The 24,090-nt window shown below is 44.7% G+C and carries 17 protein-coding genes and 1 riboswitch; of the genes, 10 read left to right on the top strand and 7 right to left on the bottom strand.

Annotated elements, in window-relative coordinates; all coding sequences use genetic code 11:
• Positions 1 to 80: 80 nt before the first annotated feature.
• The 3 genes from glgC (at position 81) to AB4154_RS07490 (ending at position 3,837) form a co-directional block, all read left to right on the top strand.
• Positions 81 to 1,310 (top strand): glucose-1-phosphate adenylyltransferase, encoded by a 1,230-nt coding sequence (gene glgC, locus AB4154_RS07500; RefSeq protein WP_080582251.1) that lies wholly within the window; start codon positions 81 to 83, stop codon positions 1,308 to 1,310.
• On the top strand, positions 1,300 to 2,754 hold the full coding sequence (gene glgA, locus AB4154_RS07495) for a glycogen synthase GlgA (protein WP_017070017.1): 1,455 nt from the start codon (positions 1,300 to 1,302) through the stop codon (positions 2,752 to 2,754). Before glgC ends, glgA begins: the two co-directional genes overlap by 11 nt.
• 285 nt (positions 2,755 to 3,039) lie before the next feature.
• Complete coding sequence (locus tag AB4154_RS07490) at positions 3,040 to 3,837, top strand: alpha/beta fold hydrolase (RefSeq protein ID WP_017062100.1); 798 nt, start codon at positions 3,040 to 3,042, stop codon at positions 3,835 to 3,837.
• Positions 3,838 to 3,968: 131 nt separating this feature from the next.
• Here the strand turns inward: AB4154_RS07490 and AB4154_RS07485 are convergent, their stop codons facing one another.
• Both AB4154_RS07485 and AB4154_RS07480 read right to left on the bottom strand, forming a co-directional pair.
• A complete protein-coding gene (locus AB4154_RS07485) occupies positions 3,969 to 4,286 on the bottom strand; it encodes a DUF2007 domain-containing protein (RefSeq protein WP_017062099.1) in 318 nt (105 codons plus the stop codon).
• A 64-nt stretch (positions 4,287 to 4,350) separates the two neighbouring features.
• Positions 4,351 to 5,031 carry a TVP38/TMEM64 family protein gene (locus AB4154_RS07480; protein WP_017062098.1) on the bottom strand — a complete coding sequence of 227 codons (681 nt, stop codon included), beginning with the start codon at positions 5,029 to 5,031 and terminating at the stop codon, positions 4,351 to 4,353.
• A 379-nt stretch (positions 5,032 to 5,410) separates the two neighbouring features.
• Between AB4154_RS07480 and AB4154_RS07475 the strand changes: the two genes are divergently transcribed.
• Positions 5,411 to 5,770 carry a DUF3316 domain-containing protein gene (locus AB4154_RS07475; RefSeq protein WP_017067843.1) on the top strand — a complete coding sequence of 120 codons (360 nt, stop codon included), beginning with the start codon at positions 5,411 to 5,413 and terminating at the stop codon, positions 5,768 to 5,770.
• Between the two features lie 97 nt (positions 5,771 to 5,867).
• Here AB4154_RS07475 and AB4154_RS07470 read toward each other — a convergent pair whose 3' ends face one another.
• The 3 genes from AB4154_RS07470 to torD all read right to left on the bottom strand — a co-directional run bounded on the left by AB4154_RS07470 (position 5,868) and on the right by torD (position 8,810).
• A complete protein-coding gene (locus AB4154_RS07470) occupies positions 5,868 to 6,458 on the bottom strand; it encodes a TfoX/Sxy family DNA transformation protein (RefSeq protein ID WP_019820997.1) in 591 nt (196 codons plus the stop codon).
• Between the two features lie 127 nt (positions 6,459 to 6,585).
• A riboswitch (cyclic di-GMP riboswitch) is annotated at positions 6,586 to 6,671 on the bottom strand.
• Between the two features lie 170 nt (positions 6,672 to 6,841).
• Entirely contained in the window at positions 6,842 to 7,846 is a 1,005-nt protein-coding gene (gene purR / locus AB4154_RS07465; RefSeq protein WP_017063507.1) for an HTH-type transcriptional repressor PurR, read from the bottom strand.
• Positions 7,847 to 8,162: 316 nt separating this feature from the next.
• Positions 8,163 to 8,810 carry a molecular chaperone TorD gene (torD, locus tag AB4154_RS07460; RefSeq protein WP_372122633.1) on the bottom strand — a complete coding sequence of 216 codons (648 nt, stop codon included), beginning with the start codon at positions 8,808 to 8,810 and terminating at the stop codon, positions 8,163 to 8,165.
• A 285-nt stretch (positions 8,811 to 9,095) separates the two neighbouring features.
• On the opposite strand from torD, the gene torR reads away from it, so the two are divergent.
• Entirely contained in the window at positions 9,096 to 9,809 is a 714-nt protein-coding gene (gene torR / locus AB4154_RS07455) for a two-component system response regulator TorR (RefSeq protein ID WP_017067841.1), read from the top strand.
• 166 nt (positions 9,810 to 9,975) lie between these two features.
• Here the strand turns inward: torR and elyC are convergent, their stop codons facing one another.
• Positions 9,976 to 10,827: an envelope biogenesis factor ElyC gene (gene elyC / locus AB4154_RS07450; RefSeq protein ID WP_372122631.1), complete on the bottom strand. Its 852-nt coding sequence runs from the start codon at positions 10,825 to 10,827 to the stop codon at positions 9,976 to 9,978.
• Between the two features lie 115 nt (positions 10,828 to 10,942).
• Here elyC and cmoM point away from each other — a divergent pair, with 115 nt between their 5' ends.
• The 5 genes from cmoM to fdhF all read left to right on the top strand — a co-directional run bounded on the left by cmoM (position 10,943) and on the right by fdhF (position 22,998).
• Positions 10,943 to 11,728 (top strand): tRNA uridine 5-oxyacetic acid(34) methyltransferase CmoM, encoded by a 786-nt coding sequence (cmoM, locus tag AB4154_RS07445; protein ID WP_017063509.1) that lies wholly within the window; start codon positions 10,943 to 10,945, stop codon positions 11,726 to 11,728.
• A gap of 125 nt (positions 11,729 to 11,853) precedes the next feature.
• Complete coding sequence (gene mukF, locus AB4154_RS07440) at positions 11,854 to 13,191, top strand: chromosome partition protein MukF (protein ID WP_017055049.1); 1,338 nt, start codon at positions 11,854 to 11,856, stop codon at positions 13,189 to 13,191.
• Positions 13,172 to 13,978, top strand: a complete 807-nt coding sequence (mukE, locus tag AB4154_RS07435) for a chromosome partition protein MukE (protein WP_017067527.1) — start codon at positions 13,172 to 13,174, stop codon at positions 13,976 to 13,978. Before mukF ends, mukE begins: the two co-directional genes overlap by 20 nt.
• Complete coding sequence (gene mukB / locus AB4154_RS07430) at positions 13,975 to 18,435, top strand: chromosome partition protein MukB (protein ID WP_372122629.1); 4,461 nt, start codon at positions 13,975 to 13,977, stop codon at positions 18,433 to 18,435. Before mukE ends, mukB begins: the two co-directional genes overlap by 4 nt.
• A gap of 333 nt (positions 18,436 to 18,768) precedes the next feature.
• The gene (gene fdhF / locus AB4154_RS07425) at positions 18,769 to 22,998 is read left to right on the top strand and encodes a formate dehydrogenase subunit alpha (RefSeq protein WP_372122628.1); all 4,230 of its coding nucleotides are present in this window, start codon (positions 18,769 to 18,771) and stop codon (positions 22,996 to 22,998) included.
• 110 nt (positions 22,999 to 23,108) lie between these two features.
• Here the strand turns inward: fdhF and AB4154_RS07420 are convergent, their stop codons facing one another.
• A complete protein-coding gene (locus tag AB4154_RS07420) occupies positions 23,109 to 24,089 on the bottom strand; it encodes an alpha-L-glutamate ligase-like protein (RefSeq protein WP_029235462.1) in 981 nt (326 codons plus the stop codon).
• Position 24,090: the final 1 nt, after the last annotated feature.

Raw genomic sequence — 24,090 nt, 5'->3', positions numbered from 1 at the left:
AAATACCGAAATAAGTGTTGGTGCTCATCCCCCAGAGGAAGATACCTCTACGAGTACTAACATCGACAAGCTATAGATATATGGAGAATAAAATGGCTGGTGTATTGGGAATGATTCTTGCTGGTGGTGAAGGCTCTCGCTTAAGACCTTTAACTGAATCTCGCAGCAAACCCTCGGTTCCTTTCGGTGGTAGTTACCGCTTAATTGATTTCGCTTTGAACAACTTCGTTAATGCTGATCTAATGAAGATCTACGTATTAACACAATTTAAGTCACAGTCACTGTTCCACCATATGAAAAAAGGCTGGAATATCAGTGGTATAACAGACCGTTTTATCGACCCAATTCCTGCGCAAATGCGTAAAGGAAAGCGTTGGTATGAAGGCACAGCAGATGCTATCTACCAAAACATGGGCTTTATGGAGTTGGAAGAACCTGATCAAGTATGTATTTTTGGTTCAGACCATATCTATAAGATGGACATCAAACAGATGCTTGATTTCCATAAAGAGAAGAAAGCGGCTCTAACAGTATCAGCATTGCGCATGCCGCTTGCTGAAGCATCAGAATTCGGTGTTATTGAGGTTGATGCTGACGGCCGTATGATTGGCTTTGAAGAGAAACCTGCAAATCCGAAGTCGATCCCGGGCGATCCAGAATCAGCGCTCGTTTCAATGGGCAACTACGTGTTCGAAGCGAAAGAGCTTTTTGCCGAACTAACGGAAGATGCTGATAGAGAAGGTTCGACACACGATTTCGGCAAAGACATTATTCCAAACATGTTCCCACGTGGTGATGTGTTTGTTTATGATTTCAGCACCAACCGTATTACTGGTGAGAAAGAAGAAGTTTACTGGCGCGATGTAGGTACGATTGACGCGTACTGGCAAGCGCACATGGACCTTCTTAAGAAAGATGCGCCATTCTCGCTATACAACCGTAAATGGCCTCTACACACTTATTACCCGCCACTACCACCAGCTACGTTTACTGATTCGGCAAATGGTCGAATTCAGATCATTGATAGCCTTGTGTGTAGCGGTAGTTATGTACGTGGTTCGCGTATTGAAAAGAGTGTACTGGGCTTCCGCAGCAATATCGCATCAGCGTGTGATATTAGCGAAAGCATCTTACTCGGTGATGTAAAAGTGGGTGAGGGTTGTATCTTGCGCCGCGTTATCATTGATAAAGACGCAGATATCGCACCGGGTACACAGATTGGTGTAAATCTGACAGAAGACAAAAAGCATTACCACGTATCTGACGATGGTGTCGTAGTGATTTCTAAAGGAGCACGAGTTGGTTACTAAGACTCTCTCGGTACTTTTTGTAGCGTCTGAAGTTGAAGGCTTGATTAAAAGTGGTGGCTTGGCTGATGTAGCCAAGGCACTGCCGAAAGCGTTGCAAACACTCGAACAGGACGTTCGAGTGACTATCCCCGCATATAGAAACATTCCAAACATTGATTCAGCAGAAGTTATTTTATCGACTGAACTCGATCATTGGCCTCATACGGCTTATCAAGTTAAAAAACTGAGCGTAGAAGGCGTTCCAGTTTTTGGTATTGAATGTGCCAAGTATTTCGACCGCCCGGAAATGTACGCAGAAAACAATCAAGCTTATGCTGATAACGGAGAGCGCTTCTCGTTCTTTAGTGCAGCCTGTCTTGATATGCTTCCTAAGCTTGGTTTCCAACCGGATATCATTCATGCAAATGACTGGCATACTGGTTTCGTTCCTTTCTTGCTTAAATCGCGTTATCAACAACACGATTTCTTTGAAAATACGCGCAGTGTTATTTCGATTCACAATGCGGTTTTCAAAGGTGTGTTCGCCTACGATGAACTTCAATTCCTGCCAGAGATGCACAGTTACCATGCGCCTGAAGCTTCAGTGAGTGACACTCATGTGACTATGCTAAGAGCTGGAGTGATGTGTGCGGATAAAGTGAACGCAGTAAGTCCTACCTATGCAGAAGAGTTGAAAACGGAATTAGGTAGCCACGGTATGGCTGCAGAATTCCAACACAGATCTGCTGATCTGTTCGGCATTTTGAATGGGTGTGATTATGGGGCTTGGAATCCGGAAACTGATGCTTTCCTTCCTCGTAAATACAAAGCGACCAAGCACAGCATGGCTCGCGGAAAATCAGCTTGTAAGCAAAAACTGCAACAAGATGTAGGTTTACCCGTTGCCGATTGCGCGGTTTATGGCATGGTTTGTCGCTTGACGAATCAAAAAGGTGTTCATTACTTACTGCCTATCATCGAACAGTTTTTGAAAAATGATCTTCAGATCGTGATTGTCGGTACTGGCGATCCGGTTTTGGCGAGTCAATTGAAAGAGCTATCAGCGCTTCACTCAGATAAGTTCTCGTTCGTAGAAGCGTACAATAATGAACTTGCGCACTTGGTTGAAGCAGGCTCTGATTTCTTCTTGATGCCTTCGGAATTTGAACCGTGTGGCTTAAACCAAATCTACAGCATGGCTTACGGTACTTTGCCGATTGTTCGTTCTGTGGGAGGTTTAAAAGACAGCGTGAATGATTACGATGAAGATCCTGAAGTCGCGACTGGGTTTGCTTTTGAAGAGCCAACACCGCAGGCGTTATTGGCTGTGTTACATCGTTCATTACTGCTTTATGCACAAAACCCATCTGAAATTAAGCGTGCTCAGCTTTATGCGATGCAGCAAGATTTTAGTTGGGAAGATGCGGCTAAAGAATACCTAGCTATGTATCATTCAGCATTTTAACTTGTTGACTTAGCTTTAAAATTAGCGTGCGGGCAACAACAGCTCGTAATAAATGAAGGCGCTCTAATTGTTGAGTGCCTTTTTGTTTCCTGGTCAGAGCACATCACGTTTACGAAGACAAAGCTTGCAAACTCATTTTTGTCAGGTAGAAAAGGTGAGGTAGGTATTCACATGACTAATGATAGGTTTGACACTATTATCACTTAAATTTCTTGATTGCGTGATATCCTTAGCCATCGCCTTGTGATGAGGCAGAGCACCATTCCAATAATTAAAGCGATAGGTATGTCTGAGAGTTTACTATTTCATAAAACATTTACTCACCCTACGAGCGATGAGTGGGTTGTATTTGTGCATGGCGCAGGAGGCAGTTCCTCCATCTGGTTCAAGCAGATCAAAGCGTATAAACAGCATTTCAACTTACTTCTCATTGATCTGAGAGGGCACGGTAAATCAGACAATATACTTAAAGGGCTGATTTCGAATCGTTATACGTTCAAATCGGTGACGCTTGATATTCTTAAAGTGTTAGACCATCTTAAGATCCGTTCTGCACATTTCGTTGGCATGTCTTTGGGCACGATTATTGTGCGTAACGTTGCCGAACTGGCGGCTGGCCGTGTACGTTCAATGGTACTGGGTGGCGCTGTCACCAAGCTAAACACTCGCTCTCAAGTGTTAATCAAGTTGGGTAACCTCAGCAAGCACATCATTCCTTACATGTGGTTATACAGCCTTTTTGCTTATGTTGTGATGCCACAAAAAAGCCAAAAAGAGTCTCGTCACCTTTTTATCCGCGAAGCCAAAAAACTGTGCCAGAAAGAATTTAAACGCTGGTTTATCTTAACGGCTGATGTAAACCCCTTGATGAAATATTTTAAAGATAGAGAGCTACCAATACCGACTCTTTATTTGATGGGTGAACGTGACTACATGTTTATTAAGCCTGTAAAAGAAATGGTTGCAGCGCATGAATCGAGTGAGCTAGTAGAAATCCCGAATTGTGGACACGTGTGTAACGTGGAAAACCCTGAAGAGTTTAATCAGCGTTCGATTGCGTTTATTCAAAAACAAATTCAGTGATTTTCTAGGCGTGAAATCAAAGATGATGAGTTAATCGAATTGAAATAAAAACGGGAAGCTAACTTTAGCTTCCCGTTTTTAATTGGAGGAGGTATCTGACCGAATCGTTCTATCAGGTCACTGAAACCCTGCTATTCAGGTGAGGCAGCACCGCACTGCCAGCAAGAGCCGAATTGCGCTTCGTTGACTTCATGACACTCACCACAACGCCACTCTTCATAGATGATCGAATCTTGCTGCTTTTGGTAGTCATTGACGAGCATGCGAGCTTTACTGGCCAATTCTGGCTCATATAACCATACGTAAGGGTCAGTTTCTTCAGTGAATGGGATTTCCCCCTTTAATCCGAACAACCCCTCACCACGGACTTCACAGGCAATATTCTCGCTTTCTAACAATCCACAGATGATATGAGCTTCTGTCGGATTCGATGCACTGAAGATTTTCATTGAAATAGAACCTTATTCGGCTATCTGTGTTGTTTAGATATTATAAACTATTCTGCTATATACATTATTCAGCTACGGGTGCTGAGCGAAACTTACCCATCAACCATTTAGCCACTATTGGGAATATCCCCAATAATGCAAATGACAATAGTACTGAAGGGGAGACGATGCCCGAAAGTGAATCAATTTCTGCGAGCTGAGTACCAGCATTCAAGAAAACCGCCGTCCCCGGTAACATCCCGATTTGGCTCGTAATGTAGTAACGACTCACTGACATCGGTGTTAGACCCATCAATAGGTTGATAAGGAAAAATGGGAATACAGGAATCAGACGCAGAGAAAACAGGTAAAATGCGCCGTCTTTTTCAACCCCCTTGTTAATCGTCGCCAATTTGTCACCAAACTTGGTTTGAATCCAGTCACGCAACAGGTAACGGCTACTTAAGAAAGCTAAGGTCGCACCGATCGCACTTGCGAAAGATACCAGTAGCAAGCTGTTCCAGAAGCCGAATAGCGCGGCCCCTAATAAGGTTACAACAGCGGCACCAGGAATGGAGAAAGCCGTAATCATGACATACGCGACAAAATAGATAGCGGCAGCCGCAATAAAGTTGCTGTCAATGTAGTCATTTAACACAGCTTGTTGGGCCTTAGCATTTTCAAGCGTTAAGTACTGGCCGAAATTGATGCCTAACAGCACGATGGTTATGACCAACACAATACCCAATATCATTTTCTTACTCATTGATACTTCCTCTAAATTTTCAATGCATACCGATAGTATAGATAGACAGGCAAAGCATAGATTAACTTTCACCAGTTAATAAAAAACTATTTGTTCTAGACGATGGATCGGGGGCAAAAAGCTAGCCTAATTGCTTAGTCTTATGTTAGCGACAAGTATTGGCGGAATAGAGGTGGAAAAAGATTCGTTGATTAGAAGGTTGTGACTCTCTGCTAGGGACTTGTTTTGTATGCATTATTTTATTAGCGATAATTTGTACCACGTAAAAAGTAACAAAAATTTGAAAGAGTTTTGGTCTTGGCTCGTTCTATATACGTAACAATCGTGGCATGAAGATTGTTTTAGATAATTATTCAGGCAGACAACTAAGGAGCTAGCTATGAAATTATTATCAATGATTACGGTTATTGCTACAACGGGCCTATTCTCTTTCCAAGCCATGGGATCGGGCGTCTATCACCGTGCGGCTGTTGAGTCTAAAGTATTTAAAGGCGATGTAGTGGCGAGCCAATCACAGGCTTACGAATCTGGAAAAAAAATCTGGATGGATATAAACAGTAAGCGCTCATATGAATTGAGCAAAATCTTACCGCAAGCCTCTGAAAAAGTAGATGTACGCTCGTTTGAAATCAAAAACGGTACCATCAAAGTAAAAGAAATAATGGATTCCTCTGGAGAAATTAACTTCATTCCGATGGTTAAAGTGGATTACAAATACTATTACCGTCCATCTTTTTGAACTCAGTGGTTCAGCTATACATAAGACTAGTTTTGTCGACATAAAAAAAGCCGCAGTAAATGCGGCTTAGTTATGTATATAGATTGCACTGACAATGTTAATTGACGCGATTGATAAGCTCTTCGCGACGCTGCTGCGGTATAACAGACCAATGTGTACCATTAATCGCGCCTTCTAGCGCCCAAAGTAGTTCAATACTGACAGAAGACGCATGCGATTCTTTGATGGCGTTAAATGCGTTTACAGAGCCAGATTCATATAAACGTTCTACAGAATCGATCCCTGCCTTTTTCAACATACGCTCGGTAGCGAGTCGAAGATTAGGCAGATCTTTGAGTCGGGTCGGCTTAGCAGAAGACTGCTCAGCTTTTTCTTCTTTAGCAAAACCTAGAGACGTGGTTGCAAGCTGCAAGATTTTCTCTTGGTCTTGCCAGAGGCCTTCAGGTAAAGCGAAATATTTAGTAACGACAGGGAAACCACGTTTTTTGTAGACGTACGGTTGAAACCCTTGTTGTTCGAATTGTTTCGTTGTGCCTTTGTCTGCGCGTATGTGCAACTGGTCATTTACAACCAGAGCAAACATAGTGTCATCAGCAAAAAGACCGAAGCCACCAAACATTGAGCGTGATTTTATTTTTCCTAGGGACTCAAATAACTTCATCGAGTCCTTTAGTATCGGTTTATCCATGTTATTTATCTCGGTGTATTTGAACTACGCCACCAAATAAGCAGGTCCGAGAGATTAGCAAAATGTTGCAATTAAATTGTCAATAAGCCGTAAATTACTAAATTATTAGTAGTTACTGCATTTTGCCATCGGTAACCCCGCTACCATACCAACGAGTGGTTTAGGCCGGAAGCTTTGCGTCTCACTCTTTCGAGTGGTTTGCCCTGTGCGTGACTGATTGAATAGAATAAAGTTTTTGTTGAATGAAGCTCACACTTGATATTTCAAAATGTGATACTGCTTCAATTAATGATCTTTCCGTTGTGCATCTGGGTTCATTATAGTTGCTGATAAAAAAAGCGCACCTAAAGGTGCGCTTGATGAAATTAAACTCGAATTATCAATTAATTTAACGTCTTAACTGTACTTCGTTCAACAATTTCAGGGTGCATTTCGAAGACGCGTTTTTCGTGGTCTTTGTCTTTGATGCGCTCCAATAGAATTTCGAATGCATTCTTACCAACACGACGTTTTGGTTGGTGAACTGTCGTTAACGGCGGAGAGAAGTATTCAGCGAGTTCGATGTTGTCGTAACCGATCACTGAGATATCTTCAGGAATGCGGATGCCTTTTTCTTGCAGTCGGCTCATTAAGCCGAGTGCCATTGTGTCGTTAAAGCAGAATACCGCCGTTGGACGATCTTCCATCTCAACGATTTGTTCTGCAGCAAGAACAGCCGTATCACACTCGAAGTTGCCTTCGATGATCATATTGTCATCGGCAGAAATTTTAGCTTCGTTAAGTGCGCGCTTGTAACCGGCAATACGTTCAACACATGCTGCTTTGTCTAAGTGGCCACTTAAACATGCAATCTTAGAGTGACCGCGTTCAATAAGGTATTTGGTCGCTAGGTAGCCACCTTCTTCAGAGTTATCGATGATCTTATCAGCTTGAGAACTCTCTGGGCCCCAGTCCATAATAACTTTAGGGATGTCAGCGTGACGGTCTAACATCTCTCTTAGTTCTTCAGTTAGGTCAGAACACATAACTAAGATGCCATCTACACGTTTCTCTGCAAGCATTCGAATGTAGTCACGTTGCTTCTCATAGATACCGCCCGTATTACACAGGATCAAAGTGTAACCTTGACGGTAGCAGTAGCTCTCAACACCATCGATAACTTCAGAGAAGAATAGATTAGTTGATTGAGTCACTAGCATGCCGATGGTGCGTGTTGTATTACACTTCAAGCTACGAGCAACAGCACTTGGTGCATAGTTCAGTTCATCTACGGCTTTGTTTACTTTTTCTTGCGTTGCTTCTGCAACAAAGCGAGTTTTATTGATTACGTGAGAAACGGTTGTTGTTGATACGCCGGCTAAGCGAGCGACATCTTTTATAGTGGCCATGGTTTTATCCTATTAGAAGCTACTTTCCCAAAGTACGGAATAAAGTAGCCGTTAAGCTACCTAACTAAGAGCTTAAATTTGTAGGGCTCTTTGGGTACTAAAAGTGCTAAAAAACAAAAAACCGCTATTGAGCGGCTTGTCTTAACACCGAAATGCTCAAAACTATAATAAGCATAGCATTTCGTGAATGTTTCATATTTTATCGTTTGCGGTCACAATATTAGACTGACTAGAAATTACTCGCAATAAAATTCACCCGGAAATCCGGGTGAATTGTCACATTCTTCTGAATTTATTTAACGAGTCATCCAATAAGCTATTCACCAGCTAAATATTGAGTGTCTAATTGACAGAATGCGAGTAGCAACGATGAGACGGAGGCGTAGAAACCGAATTCATCAACGTCATGACATTTCACGTTGAACTTTGGTAACCAAGTCAGCAGTTGTTGTTCGATAAACTGCTGTTGAGCGGCAAATGAATTCTCTAGTTCTTCTTCAATATTCGTTTCGTTTGAACGAATGATCAAGTTACCAAGGAAATCGAGTTCGATAGCAATGTGGTCTGCTGGCTCTTTTAGATCTTGGTTCACAACTAAGTTGTGCTTAGCCATGCTCTCTTCCATATCTTTTGCTGGCTTATCATTCAAAAGGCCAGTTTCGCCGATATACATTGAAGCGTAAGGAAGAGCGCCGTGCTTATCTGTCTTTAAGAAAAGATCGCAAAAGTCTGCAGACAGTTCTAGCTGAGCATCTTCACGAGTTTGTAGGCGGTTCAGCGCATCCACTAACTTATCAATCGCTGGCTTTAGTGTCTCATTTTCGCCTAAACCAGTTAGGAAAGAACGAATTTCAACAGAGTGGTAGTGATCGAGTTCTTCTTGAGTGAGCTCTTTGGCAAATAAGCTTGATAGCCACCAGTATATTTCTGCTCTTTGCTCGTTGAACGCTTTCGTATCTTTCATTTGTTAGATCCTGACTTAGTCTTGTGATGTTGCTTATATGCATCTTGAAGTCACTTGGGCATAAGCACACCAAGGCTGAATAACAAGGTTATTTGCGAAACGCAAAGTTACTCGTTAGTAGTAATGCCTATATTGAATTGCGATGGACGATAAATAGCAAGGTTTAAGATTGTCTTGTATCAAAAAAAATCCATGTTTCTGGCTTTTATCTTCTGTACCACTAGAATTGTTACTAGTTATGAATAGAATAGTCATTGAAACTATTAAATAAGAAAAGTGGTGTAGATGAGCTATCACGTATTAGTCGTAGAAGATGATGTGGTAACCCGCAGTAAACTGGTTGGATACTTCCAGAACGAGGGTTACACAGTGAGCGAAGCAGAAAGCGGCGCTCAAATGAGAAACGTGTTAGAAGAAAACAACGTTGACCTCATTATGCTGGACATCAACTTACCAGGCGAAGATGGATTGATGCTAACTCGCGAATTACGCAGTCAATCAGACATTGGAATTATTTTAGTTACTGGACGCACGGATAGCATCGACAAGATCGTAGGCCTTGAAATGGGCGCTGACGATTACGTTACTAAACCCTTCGAACTTCGCGAGTTATTAGTTCGAGTTAAAAACCTACTTTGGCGTATCTCTGCTGCTCGTAAAACAGCAGCGGGCGCTGTAGAAGAAACATCAGATGAGTCTGTGGTTCGTTTTGGTGAGTGGACATTTGATATCCCTCGTCGTGCGTTAAGCAAGAACGGCGAACCAGTGAAACTGACCAAAGCAGAATACGAACTGCTAGTGGCTTTGTCTTCTTACCCTAATCAAGTATTAAGCCGCGAACGTATTTTGAATATGATTAGCCACCGAGTGGACGCGCCTAATGACCGTACTATCGACGTGCTGATTCGTCGTATGCGTGCAAAAATGGAGTTCGATCCTAAGAACCCACAAATCTTTGTGACGGTTCACGGTGAAGGTTACATGTTCGCTGGTGATTGATTTCCTTCGGGAGTGATTAATCAACAACGACATTTAAACGTAAAAAGCCGAGACATCATTGATGTCTCGGCTTTTTTATTACTCAGCTTTTACTGTTAACGACCAGAGAATCTACAAATACTTGGCGACTCTGTATGCTTAAGATGAGTTTAAAGATTCAATAGGGTTACTGAGGCTGGGCCGCAGAAACGTCACCGTCATCTTCAACTAAGCTGGAAGCTTCTGGAATAACAGGCTCTTCAACAATGTCATTGCTTGTATCAAGCCAATCACGTAAATCTTGCCAAACTAATCCCATGGTTTCGTGCCAGTAACGCTCAGTCTGCTCAAGGTAGAGAGCTTTTGGCATGTACTTATTCCAAGGCTCAACAACGCCTTCTTGTGCAAGGTAGTTGGTTGGTGCAGGCAGTGGTTTCATACCAGCTGCATGGAATTCATTGAGTGCACGAGTCATATGGCTCGCTGAAGTCACCAGAACCATTTTTTTATTCTTAACGAACGCAGCGGCTTGGCGAGCTTCTTCCCAGGTGTCTTTTGCGGTTTCAAGCAGAATGATGTCGGGCTTTGCTACGCCAAGTGCTAATGCAACTTTAGCCATCATTCTTGCGTTACTGACTTCAGTGCCTGCGCCATAGCCAGACAAAATGAGTTTTGCACCAGGGTAAAGGCGTAGAATACGAATCCCTTCACTTAAACGCATCAGGCCGGTGCGGCTAAGTTCTGATGTCGGTGGAATTTGGTCGTCTACGACGTGACCACTTCCAAGAACCATCACGTAATCGACGGTTTCATCGACAGGTAAAAATGCGGTGTGTTGCCTTTCCATTGGCATTAAAAGTTGACTAGAAACTGGCTGGAAAGCGATTAGGAAAATACCACATAGGGCTGAGAGGGTGATTAGGCAACCAGTCTTCCTTTTGGTAGTAAACATCACTAGGGCTAAACCCAGAAAAGCGAGAATTAACATTGCTGGCAGTGGCATCAATAGCGAAGACACTACTTTTTTCAGCTCAAACATATCCGAATAGTCCGAAAAAACATCACTTAGTAGTAAAAAGAGACATCGCCTCTTTATTCCTGAAATTCCTGTGACAGAATAGCAGGCACGATAGGACATAATAACTCAAGTAGCCGTGACTGAAGACCGTAATTTCGACGATATTGCCCACAAATTTGCAAAAAATATTTACGGCTCTGACAAAGGAGAGATCCGTCAGATCATCGTATGGGAAGATTTAGAACAAGCTTTGAGCAAGTTTGAGCAATCAGCTTCTCCGCTGCATGTGCTTGATGCTGGAGGCGGCCTTGCACAGATGTCGCAAAAAATTGCGTCGCTTGGGCATAACGTTTCTCTGTGTGATCTCTCTTCTGAAATGCTGAAGCTCGCAGAAGAAAGTATCAGCGAAGCGGGTTTGCTAGAGCAATATCGATTTATTCATTCACCAGTACAAAAAGTCGCAGAACATCTAGATGAGAAAGTCGATTTTGTGATGTTTCATGCCGTAATGGAATGGTTAGCCGATCCTAAAGAGGCGCTTGATTTATTGCTTGAACAAGTTAAACCGGGTGGCGTTGCCTCGATAATGTTTTACAACCACCACGGATTAGTCCTGAAAAATGTGATTTGTGGCAACATTCCTCATGTATTGAATGGGATGCCACATCGAAAACGGTTTAAGCTGCAACCACAAAAAGGCTTGAAGCCGGAAGAGGTTTATCAATGGATAGAAGACGCTGGTCTAGAAATCTGTGGTAAATCAGGCATTCGCTCTTTCAGTGACTACATAGGTAATATGGAGTACATGGGCGATTACCAATTTGAAGATGTATTGGAACTGGAAAAACAGCTATGTCGCCAAGAGCCATATCTGTCACTAGGCCGTTATATTCACGTTTGGGCTCAAAAACCTGCGCAATAACAGCGGTGAATGTGGTAAAAGAAGCCACAACATGCGCTATGCAATCGTAAGAAGCCCGCGTCATAAAGAAATAGGCGTCATATCTAATACATTCGATATGACGAAGAACAGTAACAGGAACCACAATGAGTGAAATGACTCAAACTGCCGAAGAGCAGCCAATTGATGAGTTGGTGGGCTGGGTCAAGCAGCATGATTTTTCATTAAACTTGCCACCAGAGCGCTTAGCATTTTTGATTGCTATCGCAGTACTAAGCAATGAAAGGTTCGATGAAGAGTTGGGCGAGGGTGAACTGCACGATGCATTTACCATCGTCACTCGACTGTTTGAAGATACTGGCGAAGCGTCCGCGTTTCGTGCCAACAATGCCATCAACGAGTTAGTTAAACAGAAGTTGATTAGCCGCTTTACCAGCGAAATCACCGATGGTGCGAGTATTTATCGCTTATCACCATTGGCGATTGGTATTTCAGATTATTACTTACGCCACCGTCAGTTCTCTAAGTTAAAACTGTCTATCCAGCTTTCTATGGTTGCGGACGAGATGGCAAAAGCCATTGAAGCAGCACAAAAAGGCGGAACTCCAGGACATTGGAGAAAGAATGTTTACGGCGTGCTCAAGTATTCTGTTGGTGAAATTTTCGATCAGATTGATCTTAACCAACGTGTTATGGATGAGCAGCAGCAAACCGTTAAACAGCAAATTGCCGACCTTTTAAACAAGGATTGGCGAGAGGCGATTAACAACTGTGAAACCTTGCTTTCAGAAACCTCGTCCACACTAAAAGAATTGCAAGACACCTTGCAAGCGGCGGGGGATGAACTGCAAACACAGATCCTCGATATTCAAGAAATTGTTTACGGTGACGATGAACTCGAGTTCGTTGGCGAAACCCTGTTCGGCTTGCAGATGAAGCTAGACCGAATCACCAGTTGGGGCCAACAAGCCATCGATTTATGGATCGGCTACGACCGCCATGTTCACAAGTTCATCCGTACCGCGATTGATATGGATAAAAACCGCGCCTTTAGCCAGCGCTTGCGTCAGTCAGTCACTGACTACTTTGATGCGCCTTGGTTATTGACCTACGCCGATGCTGAGAAGCTGACGGATCTTCGTGATGAAGCGCTCGTGCTTCGTGATGACGAAGTGATGGGACAAGCACCAATCGACGTAGAGTACGAAGAATTTGAGCAAGTAAATGACCTGCTTTCAGATCGAATTGCAGAGATGTTAAAAGCTCACAAACAGCAAGGCGCGCCAATTGATCTTGGCCTTGTGTTACGCGATTACCTCGCTGCACACCCTCGCACACACCATTTTGATTTAGCCAGAATTGTTGTCGACCAAGCCGTACGCTTAGGTTACTCAGAGTCTGACTATCAGGCTATTCAGCCAGATTGGCAGGCAATCAACGATTTCGGTGCAAAGGTACAAGCAAATGTCATTAACAAGTACTGATGATTACATGCCAGAGAAACTGGTAAAAGCGATAGCGAACCCACTGTTCCCTGCGCTAGACAGCATGCTGCGTTCAGGTAAGCATGTTTCAACAGAAGACCTAGATAACCACGCGTTACTGTCTGATTTTGAAGTTGAGCTTCAGCATTTCTATCAACGCTACAATACGGAATTGGTAAAAGCGCCGGAAGGTTTCTATTACCTGCGTCCGCGTTCTACGTCTCTGATTGGTCGTAGTGTGTTGTCTGAGCTCGACATGTTGGTTGGCAAGGTGTTGTGTTTCTTATACCTAAGCCCAGAACGTCTTGCTCATGAAGGTATCTTCACCAACCAAGAACTGTTTGATGAGTTGATGTCGTTAGCGGATGAGAAAAAACTCATGAAGCTAGCAACCAACCGTGCGTCTGGTTCTGACCTAGATAAAGAAAAGCTGTTCGAAAAAGTACGTACTTCTCTACGTCGCTTACGCCGTATCGGTATGTTGATTGCGATTGGTGAAACCGGCAAGTTCCGTATCAGCGAAGCGGTATTCCGTTTTGGCGCTGACGTTCGTGTTGGCGATGATATGAAAGAAGCGCAGTTACGTCTTATCCGTGATGGTGAAGCTGTGGTGCATACCCAAGAGCCTAACCAAGGTAGCTTGTTGAATGAAGAACAAGCGGAAGCCACATCAGAAGTAGATGCAGACGTAGACGAAAACGGTCAACAAGACATTTTTAACGATCAAGCTGACTTTGACCTTGAGTCAAATGCTGGCGAACAAACAAAAGTAGAAGGTGAAGCATGATTGAAAGAGGTAAGTATCAATCATTAACCATGGTCAACTGGAACGGCTTCTTTGCGCGTACTTTTGATATTGATGGATTGGTTACAACGCTTTCTGGCGGTAACGGTGCGGGTAAGTCGACCACAATGGCGGCATTCATCACAGCACTGATCCCTGACCAAAGCCTTCTGCATTTCCGTAACACAACGGAAGCGGGTAGCTCACAGTCATCTCGTGATAAAGGCCTTTACGGTAAGCTTCAGCCAGGCGCATGTTATGCCGCACTAGATGTTGTGAACTCTCGTAATCAGCGTCTATTGTTTGCAGTAAAACTGCAGCAAGTCGCGGGTCGTGATAAGAAAGTCGACATTAAACCGTTCGTTATCCAAGGCCTTCCAAGCCATGTGAAACCAACGGATGTGTTGATTCAGAACGTTTCAGACAGCCACGCTCGCGTATGTCAGTTGAACGACGTGAAAGCGGCGGTTGCACAATACGAAGGCACGCATTTTAAGGCCTTCTCTTCGATTGTTGATTACCACTCGCAAATGTTTGAATACGGTGTGGTACCGAAGAAACTACGTAACAGCAGCGACCGTTCTAAGTTCTACCGCCTAATTGAAGCATCACTTTACGGTGGTATCTCAAGTGCGATTACGCGTTCTCTGCGTGATTACCTGTTACCGCAAAATGGTGGTGTGAAGAAAGCGTTCCAAGACATGGAATCAGCACTACGCGAAAACCGTATGACGCTAGAAGCGATCAAAACGACTCAGTCGGATCGTGATTTGTTTAAGCACTTGATCACTGAATCTACGAACTACGTGGCAGCAGATTACATGCGCCATGCTAACGATCGTCGCAACAAGCTTGATCAAACCATGAAGTTCCGTGGTGAGCTGTTTGGTTCTCGTGAAACCTTGCTTGATCAAAACAACTTGTTGAACCGCGTTCAAGAAGAACTAGAGTTACTTGTCGATCAAGAGTCGGCACTAGAGCAAGATTATCAAGCGGCTTCGGATCATCTTCAATTGGTTCAAACTGCACTTCGCCAGCAAGAGAAGATTGCTCGCTATAGCGAAGATCTAGAAGAGCTTAATGAGCGTCTAGAAGAGCAGATGATGGTAGTGGAAGAAGCTCAAGAGCGAGTACTTCTTGCTGAAGAGCAGGCAACCATCACTGAAGAAGAAGTGGATAGCCTGAAAACTCAGCTTGCTGATTACCAACAAGCGTTGGATGTTCAGCAGACTCGTGCACTTCAATACCAGCAAGCGGTTCAAGCATTAGAGAAAACTAAGCAGTTGCTTGGTGATGAATCTATTACGGCAGAAAGCGCACTAACTCTGGTTTCAGAGCTAAAAGCACAAGAAGAATCAAGCACTCAAACGCTACTGTCGACGAAGCATAAACTAGACATGTCTTCTGCTGCTTCTGCACAGTTCGACAAAGCGCTCGCTCTTGTTAAAAGTATTATCGGTGACGTTGAGCGCAAAGAAGCGTCTAGCAGCGCTAAGCAAGCTTTAGAAAAAGGTCGTAACGCAAAACACGTTGTTGAGAACGAACAGCAGTGGCGCGCTCAGCACCGCGACATGGCTCGTGATGTGGCTCAGCAGCGTCAAGCAAAAGAGCTTGCGACTGAATACCAAAAGCAACACAACATCTCACTGACTGACGAAGCGGTTTTCGATGAAGAACGTGAACGTCACGCTATGCAGATCGAAACGCTTGAGTACGCTCAAGAAGAACTGCGTGAAGCGAAGAGTGAGCAACGTCGTGTGCAACAAAACCACGACCAAGAGATTCAAAAGCTTGAGTCCATTGCTCCAGCGTGGATCACGGCAAACGATGCGCTTGAAGCATTAAGAGATCAAACCGACGCTGAGCTAGAAGATAGCCAAACGGTGATGACTCAAATGCAGCAAGTGCTTGAAGATGAGAAATCTCAAGCGGTAGCAAAAGATCAGTTGGCTACGCGCCGAGCTGAACTTGAGCAAGAGATTGAGCGTTTAGCTTCGCCAGGTGGCTCTAACGATCCTCGTTTGAAAGGTCTGGCGGATACGCTTGGTGGCGTGTTGCTTTCTGAGATCTACGATGACATCACGATTGGTGATGCGCCGTACTTCAGTGCGATGTACGGCCCAGCTCGTCACGCAATTGTGGTTTCTGATCTTGATGGTATTAAAGAGAAGCTGGTGGATCTTGATGATTGTCCAGAAGACCTTTACATCCTAGAAGGCGATGTCGACGCGTTTGATGACAGTTCATTTAATGCCGATGAGCTTGAAGGCGCAGTATGTGTTCAGCTGAACGATCGCCAAATGCGTTACTCACGTTTCCCTGAGATCCCACTGTTTGGCCGTGCGGCTCGTGAACAACGTCTAGAGAAATTGCGCGAAGAGCGTGACGTTGTTGTTGAGAACCACGCGAAAGCCGCGTTTGACTCTCAAAAGCTGAATCGTCTATATCAAGCATTCAACAGCTTTGTTGCGAAGCACCTGCACGTTGCGTTTAACGCAGACCCAGAACAAGCACTTGCTGCGATTCGTGATAAGCGTAATCAAATTGTTCGTTCTCTGGCTGAGCTTAACTCTAAAGAGCAGCAGCAACGTAGCCAGCTTCTACAAAGCAAGCAGGCACTCGGTGCGCTAGATAAATTAGCTCCAATGGTTCGTATTTTAGAAGACGAAACATTGGCTGAGCGCTTAGCTGAATTAGAAGCACAACTAGAACGTCTGAGTGAAGCTAAGTCTTACTTGAATACGCACGGCAAGGCGCTTGCTTCTCTAGAACAGATCGTATCTGCACTAGACGCTGACCCAGAGCAGTTCGAAGCTTTGGAAGCCGAATATCGTCAATCTGATAACGCGCTACAAACGCTAAAAGGCAAAGTGTTCGCACTGTCTGATCTGATTGAGCGTCGTCACTACTTTGCTTACGCAGATTCTGTTGATTTGCTTAACAAGAGCAGTGAACTGAGCGAGCAATTAAAAGCGAAACTGGTTCAAGCTGAACAAGCAAGAACCAAAGGCCGCGATGGTTTGAAGCAAGCTCGCGAACAGATGAACCAATACAACCAAGTATTGGCGGCACTGAAGAGCTCACATCAAGCGAAGCAAGAAACGGTTCAAGAGTTCAAACAAGAGCTACAAGAGTTTGGCGTAAACGCTGATGAAGGCGCTGAAGAGCGTGCTGTACGTCGTCGTGACGAGCTTCAAGAGCGTCTGCACACATCTCGCAGCCGTAAGAGCGAATACGAGCGTACGATTACGTCAACAGAACTTGAGATGAAAGCCCTAGCTAAGCGTCTTAAGAAAGTTCAGAAAGAGTACACAGAACTTCGTACTTTCGTTGTTGCAGCAAAAGCAGGCTGGTGTTCAGTACTTCGCTTAGCTCGTGAAAATGATGTTGAACGTCGTTTGCACAAGCGTGAACTGGCTTACCTAACGGCGGGCGAGCTTCGTTCTATGTCGGATAAATCACTGGGTGCTTTACGTCTAGCTGTAGCTGACAATGACGACCTACGTGATTCGCTGCGTCTATCTGAAGACAACGCACATCCAGAGCGTAAGGTTCTGTTCTACATTGCGGTTTATCAACACCTTCGCGAGCGTATTCGCCAAGACATCATTCATACGGATGATCCGGTTGAAGCAATCGAAGAGATGGAAGTTGAGCTCGCTCGATTAACAGAAGAACTGACGCAGCGTGAAAACCGCTTGGCGATCAGCTCTGAGTCGGTAGCAAGCATCATCAAGAAAACGATTCAGCGCGAGCAGAACCGTATTCGAATGCTGAACCAAGGGCTGTCGAACATCTACTTTGGTCAGGTTAAGGGCGTACGTCTGAACGTTAAGATTCGTGAAAGCCACGAGATCTTGCTATCAGGGCTAGCGACTCAGCAAGAGCAACACAAAGACTTGTTTGAATCAACACGCTTTACCTTCTCAGAAGCGATGGCGAAGTTGTTCCAACGTGTTAACCCACATATCGATATGGGTCAACGTTCTCCACAAGTTCTAGGTGAAGAGCTACTGGATTACCGCAACTACCTAGAATTAAGTGTTGAAGTTAACCGTGGTTCAGACGGTTGGTTACAAGCTGAATCGGGCGCACTGTCTACGGGTGAAGCGATCGGTACTGGTCAGTCTATCCTATTGATGGTTGTTCAGAGCTGGGAAGAAGAGTCTCGTCGACTTCGTAGCAAAGACATCGTTCCATGTCGTTTGTTGTTCCTTGATGAAGCAGCTCGTCTGGATGCGAAATCTATCTCTACCTTGTTCGAACTGTGTGACCGTTTAGGTATGCAACTTTTGATTGCAGCACCAGAGAACATTAGCCCTGAGAAAGGCACAACCTACAAACTGGTTCGTAAGGTCTTTAAAGATCACGAGCACGTACATGTTGTTGGCCTGCGCGGTTTTGCTCAAAACAAACCGGCATCCCCAGTTCAAGAGCTTATTGAAGAAGCTGAGCAATAACCTTGATAGCCGAGCAATAAGCTTGATAACTGAGTTATAAGCTCGAAAGCGACTCAATGATATTTATACAAAGCCCCTAATCAATAGGGGCTTTTTTGTATCTTGAATCTAATTTCCTCAACTGAACTCCTCTCGCCTAATTCTTTTATCGATACTGATAAGACCACTCATACCTTGTGGTTATTATCAATGGAACTTGTTTGAGGTCACACGCACAAAACCACAAATAATGTATGGTAATGACATAGATTTAATAATATTAATAATATTGTATTACTTAAATTTTAATTATTGATAACTCGCGTGTGCGAAAGGTAAAGGTAGGACTTAGGTATGATTCAAATCGTGATTGATGGGAAATATCGAATCGTCGAGCAAGGACAAACCGTTCTTGAAGCGGCAAAAACATGTGGTTTGGAAATCCCATCTTTATGTGGTTTGAACAAAACAGCGGATAAAGTGCCGTGTGATTTGTGTGTCGTTGAAGTTGATGGCGTTGGTGTTACTCGCTCTTGTGAGCTTGAAGTGTCTAATGGGTTGAATATTACCACTCAGTCAAAACAGTTAACGAATCATCGACAAGAAGCGTTGAATCGCATTATGACCGATCACTACGCTGACTGTGAGGCGCCATGCCAAACAGCCTGTCCTGCTGGGGTCGACATCCAATCTTACCTGCACCATATTGCTCAAAATGATCACATCAAAGCGATTGAAGTGATCAAAAAGACATTACCAATGCCGCTTTCAATTGGTCGTGTGTGTCCTGCTTTCTGTGAAACCGAATGTCGTCGTAACTTGGTTGATGAATCCATTGCGATTCGCCAACTCAAACGACACGCTGCCGATGCGGATCTAGCGGCTCAAGAGAGCTACATGCCAGCGAAGAAACCAAATAAAGGCAAGAGCATTGCTATTGTTGGTAGTGGCCCCGGTGGGCTTACGGCGGGTTATTACCTATCTAACGAAGGCTATGAAGTCAGTGTCTATGAGTCGATGCCCAAAGCGGGTGGTTGGCTGCGTTACGGTATCCCTGAATATCGCTTACCTAAGTCGATTCTAGATAAAGAAATCGAGTTGATGTGTCGCAACGGAATGGTGGTTGAGTGCGGTAAAAAACTCGGTGTTGATTTTACACTGTCTGATTTAAGTAACGATTTTGATGCGGTTTGTTTAGCCGTTGGTGCATCACAAGCGGTTGAAATGAATTACCCGGGTAGTGAACTCGGCGGTTGTTATTTGGGGGTCGATTATCTGAAAGATTACGTGACCGATCAGCAGTATGTCACAGGTAAAAAGGTCGCAGTAATTGGTGGCGGTAATACCGCGATTGACTGCGCTCGAACAGCGGTGCGTGATGGCGCGGATACTACGCTGATTTATCGTCGTACTCGAGATGAGATGCCTGCAGAAGATTACGAAATCGAAGAAGCTGAGCATGAAGGTGTGAAGTTCCATTTCTTAACCAACCCGGCAGCAAACATAGCCGATGAAAATGGTCATGTATCAGAAATACGATTAGAGCGTATGGCTTTGGGTCCGGCTGATGCTTCAGGTCGTCGCAGCCCTAAACCAACGGGCGAGTTCTTTGTTGAAGCGTTTGATACGGTTATTGCTGCCGTGTCACAAAAGCCTGATCTGAGTTTTATGGACAATGAAGCAATTGATATTCCTCTTACTCGTTGGAATACCGCAGATGCTGATCCACAAACCATGCATACCGGAACCGGAAATATTTTCAGTATTGGTGATTTCCGACGCGGCCCTGCAACTGCAGTCGAAGCGGTTGGGGATGGGCGTATTGCTGCACAAGCGATCGATCGCTTCTTCCATGGTGATATGGAAAATATTCCGGCTAAACCGTTTAACTCAAGAAAGCACAAACAGCTCAAAGCGGTGGATCCTGAGCAATACAAATCTATACAACGCATGGCGCGCAAGATCATGCCTGAGCTAACGCCCGAACAGCGTGAACAAAGCTTCGATGAAGTAGAAACAGGGTTTGATAATGCCGATGCAATCGCTGAAGCTGCAAGATGTCTAGAGTGTGGCTGCCAAGCTAATACAGATTGCGACCTACGAGACTACTCGACTGAATACAAAGCAACGCAAACCCATCCTGAATACAAAATCGATGTGGCTTCGAATGAGAGTTGGCAGGCGATTCGTGCTGAAGAAGCGAAGGTCGGGTTAACAAGACAAAAATTTTCGGTCGATGACAGTTCTGAGTTCATTATCTTTGACGCTAACCGCTGTATTAGTTGTGGCCAGTGTATCCAAGCGTGTCGAGAACAGAATGTTCATGGCGTTCTAAGCTTCATGAACCAATCGGATGGCAAACCTGCATCAAGACCAGAATGTCGTCCTAACTTTGGGGCGGACAAGACCTTAATGGGCGACTCAAACTGCGTTCAATGCGGATCGTGTATTCAGGCGTGTCCAACCGGTGCAATGGTCGATGCTCGCGACAGAAAGCAGGGAGACACAGACGTACTCAAGAAAGTCGATACCATCTGCACTTATTGCGGTGTGGGTTGTAAGTTAACCATGCATATCGATGAGCAGAAAAACAAAATTCGCTATATCGAAGGCGGAGACTCTCCGGTTAATGAAGGCATGTTGTGTGTTAAGGGACGATTTGGCTTCGATTTTGTGGGCAGCGATGCGCGTTTAACCACACCATTAATTCGTAAAGATGGCTGGTTGCAACCTGCAAGTTGGGATGAGGCAGTTAAGCTTATTGCCGAGAAGTTTACTGCGATTAAGCAAGGCTTTGGCAGTAACGCTTTAGCGGGGTTCTCGTCGGCGAAAACCACCAATGAAGATAACTATGCCTTCCAAAAATTCATACGTCGTGAACTCGGTACCAATAACGTCGATCACTGTGCGCGCCTTTGTCACGCATCTACTGTTACTGGTTTAGAGGCTTCGCTAGGTAGCGGGGCGATGACCAATGATATTCCAAGCATCAAGCACTCAGATGTGATCTTTATTATTGGCTCCGACACCACGTCAGCACACCCAATTATTGGCTCGCATATCAAGCAAGCTGTGAGACATGGTGGAGCGAGATTGATCGTTGCCGATCCAAAACGAATCGATATTGCTGACCATGCTGAACTTTATTTAGCGCACCGACCGGGTACTGATGTAATGTTGATCAATGGTGTGATGCAGCAAATCATCAAACACGGTTGGTACGACCAAGAGTATATCGAAGACCGTGTGGATGGCTTTGATACCTTGCTTCAAGAGGTAATGTCACCAAGTTATTCACTAGACAAAGTGGAGCTGGTAACTGGCGTTAAAGCGGAAGACATCTTCGCAATGGCGCGATTGATTGGTACTGCAGAGCGTACAGCGGTGTACTACTCGATGGGCATTACGCAACATACCACTGGTCACGATAACGTTCGATCAATCGCTAACCTACAGCTCTTGTGTGGCAATATTGGAATTGAAGGCGGCGGTATCAACCCATTACGTGGTCAATCCAATGTTCAGGGTGCGTGTGACATGGGCGCATTGCCAAATAACCTTCCGGGTTATCAGAAAGTGTACAACCCAATGGTTCGTCAAAAATTCGCGATGGAGTGGGGTGTTTCTGACCTACCGGCTGAAACAGGCTTAACGTTGACCGAAATTATTGATGGAGCGTGTCATCGAGATGTTCGTGGTCTGTACGTAATGGGCGAGAACCCAGTGCTGAGTGACCCGAACCAAGCGCATGTGATTGAAGGTCTTGAAGCGTTAGATTTCCTCGTGGTTCAAGATATTTTCTTAACCGAAACCGCTCAATATGCCGATGTGGTGCTACCGTCTTGCTCGTTTGCTGAGAAGTCTGGTCATTTTACTAATACCGAGCGTCGTGTTCAGCGTATTAACCCGGCGGTATTGCCTCCAGGTGAAGCGAAAGAAGATTGGGTGATTATCCAAATGTTGGCTAATGCGATGGGCGGCAATTGGGAATATGACTCGGTTGCTGATATCACCAATGAGATAGCGCGTGTCACGCCACAGTATGGTGGTTTACGTTGGGAGAACATTACGGTGAACGGCGTGCAATGGCCAAGTAATAAGAACAACCCTGATGGCACACGTATCATGCACCAGACCCAATTTACGCGTGGGCGTGGTCAAATGGAGGCGATTCCGTTTAGATACGCTGCTGAGCTACCGGATGCGGAATACCCGTTAGTATTAACGACAGGCCGTATTCTAGAACAGTTCCACACCGGAACCATGACACGTAAAACAAAAGGGTTGGATAACTTAGCAGGGCCGCGTGCCATGGTGAGTGTTCATGATGCTGAAGCGCTAGGTATCTCGAATGGTCAGATGCTTAAGGTCTCAACACGTCGTGGTGAAATCGAAATCGCGGCCTTTGTGACTAAACGAATGCAAAAGGGTGTGGTATTTATTCCATTCCATTTTGTTGAATCGCCGGTTAACCGTTTGACGACCACAGCGACCGATCCACACGCTAAGATCCCTGAGTTTAAGGTGGCGGCGGTGCGGATTGATCCAATTCGAGAGCCTGTAATTGAATCTACAGAGACTTAACCTAATCCGCTAATTTAACCGCAGATACTAAAAAGCCGCGTAACTCTCAGAGTTATGCGGCCTTTTTTATAAGCTCTATTAGGTATCAAGTGACCTAGTCAGCAAATCGCTTAGTTTGGAACAATCTCGCTACCGTGAACACCGAATTGCTTGGCAGCGTATGCAACGCGCTCTGCTGGTTTCGGGTATTCAGCCGGTGTACCAAGGTTCTCAATATGGTGCAATCGAGGCAATAAACCTGCGCCGTTCGCGATTTGGATAGCCAAACCTGGACGTGCGTTAAGCTCAAGTACCATTGGGCCTTCTTCTTGGTCTAGAACCATGTCAGTACCCATGTAACCAAGACCTGTCATTTCCCAAGCGCTTGAAGCTAGTGTTAGCAGTTTTTCCCAGTGTGGTACCTGAAGTAGCGCCAACTCTTTACCCGTATCTGGGTGGTGAGTTACTGGGTGGTCAAATTGAACCGCACGAACGGCTTTACCCGTCGCAATACAAATACCTACACCTACAGCGCCTTGGTGTAAGTTAGCCTTACCGTCGGAAGCCGAAGTAGATAAACGCATCATCGCCATCACAGGGTAGCCCTTGAATACGATGATTCGTACATCTGGCACACCTTCGTAACTGAAGCCATCAAAACACTCATCAAACTTGATGAGGTTTTCAACTACCGCAACATCGTTCTTACCACCAAGTGAGAAAAGACCGGCAAGAGCGTTACTTATGTGACGCTCTACGTCTTCTTCATTGATAGTAGAACCCGATGGCTTAGTGTAAACGCCGTCCTTGTGAGAAGTCACAACAAGGATTCCTTTACCGCCGCTGCCTTGAGCTGGCTTGATTACGAAACCCGGCCACTCTTTTACCATCTTGTGGATTGTTTTTACTTCAGCTTGATGACCAATAACGCCAATCAGTTTTGGCACAGTAGCGCCAGCCTGTTCAGCAATGATTTTAGTCTTAAGCTTGTCATCAACGAGTGGATACTTGGAACGATCATTGTAGCGACCAATATAACTATGGTTACGCTTGTTCATTCCCATTATGCCTTTGTCTTTCAACCTAAACGGTGAAGTAAACTGATCAAACATA

It is taken from the genome of Vibrio sp. 10N.286.51.B11 (genome assembly GCF_041469245.1).
Classification (GTDB): Bacteria; Pseudomonadota; Gammaproteobacteria; order Enterobacterales; family Vibrionaceae; genus Vibrio; species Vibrio crassostreae_C.
This window is presented reverse-complemented; position numbering and strand designations above follow the sequence as displayed.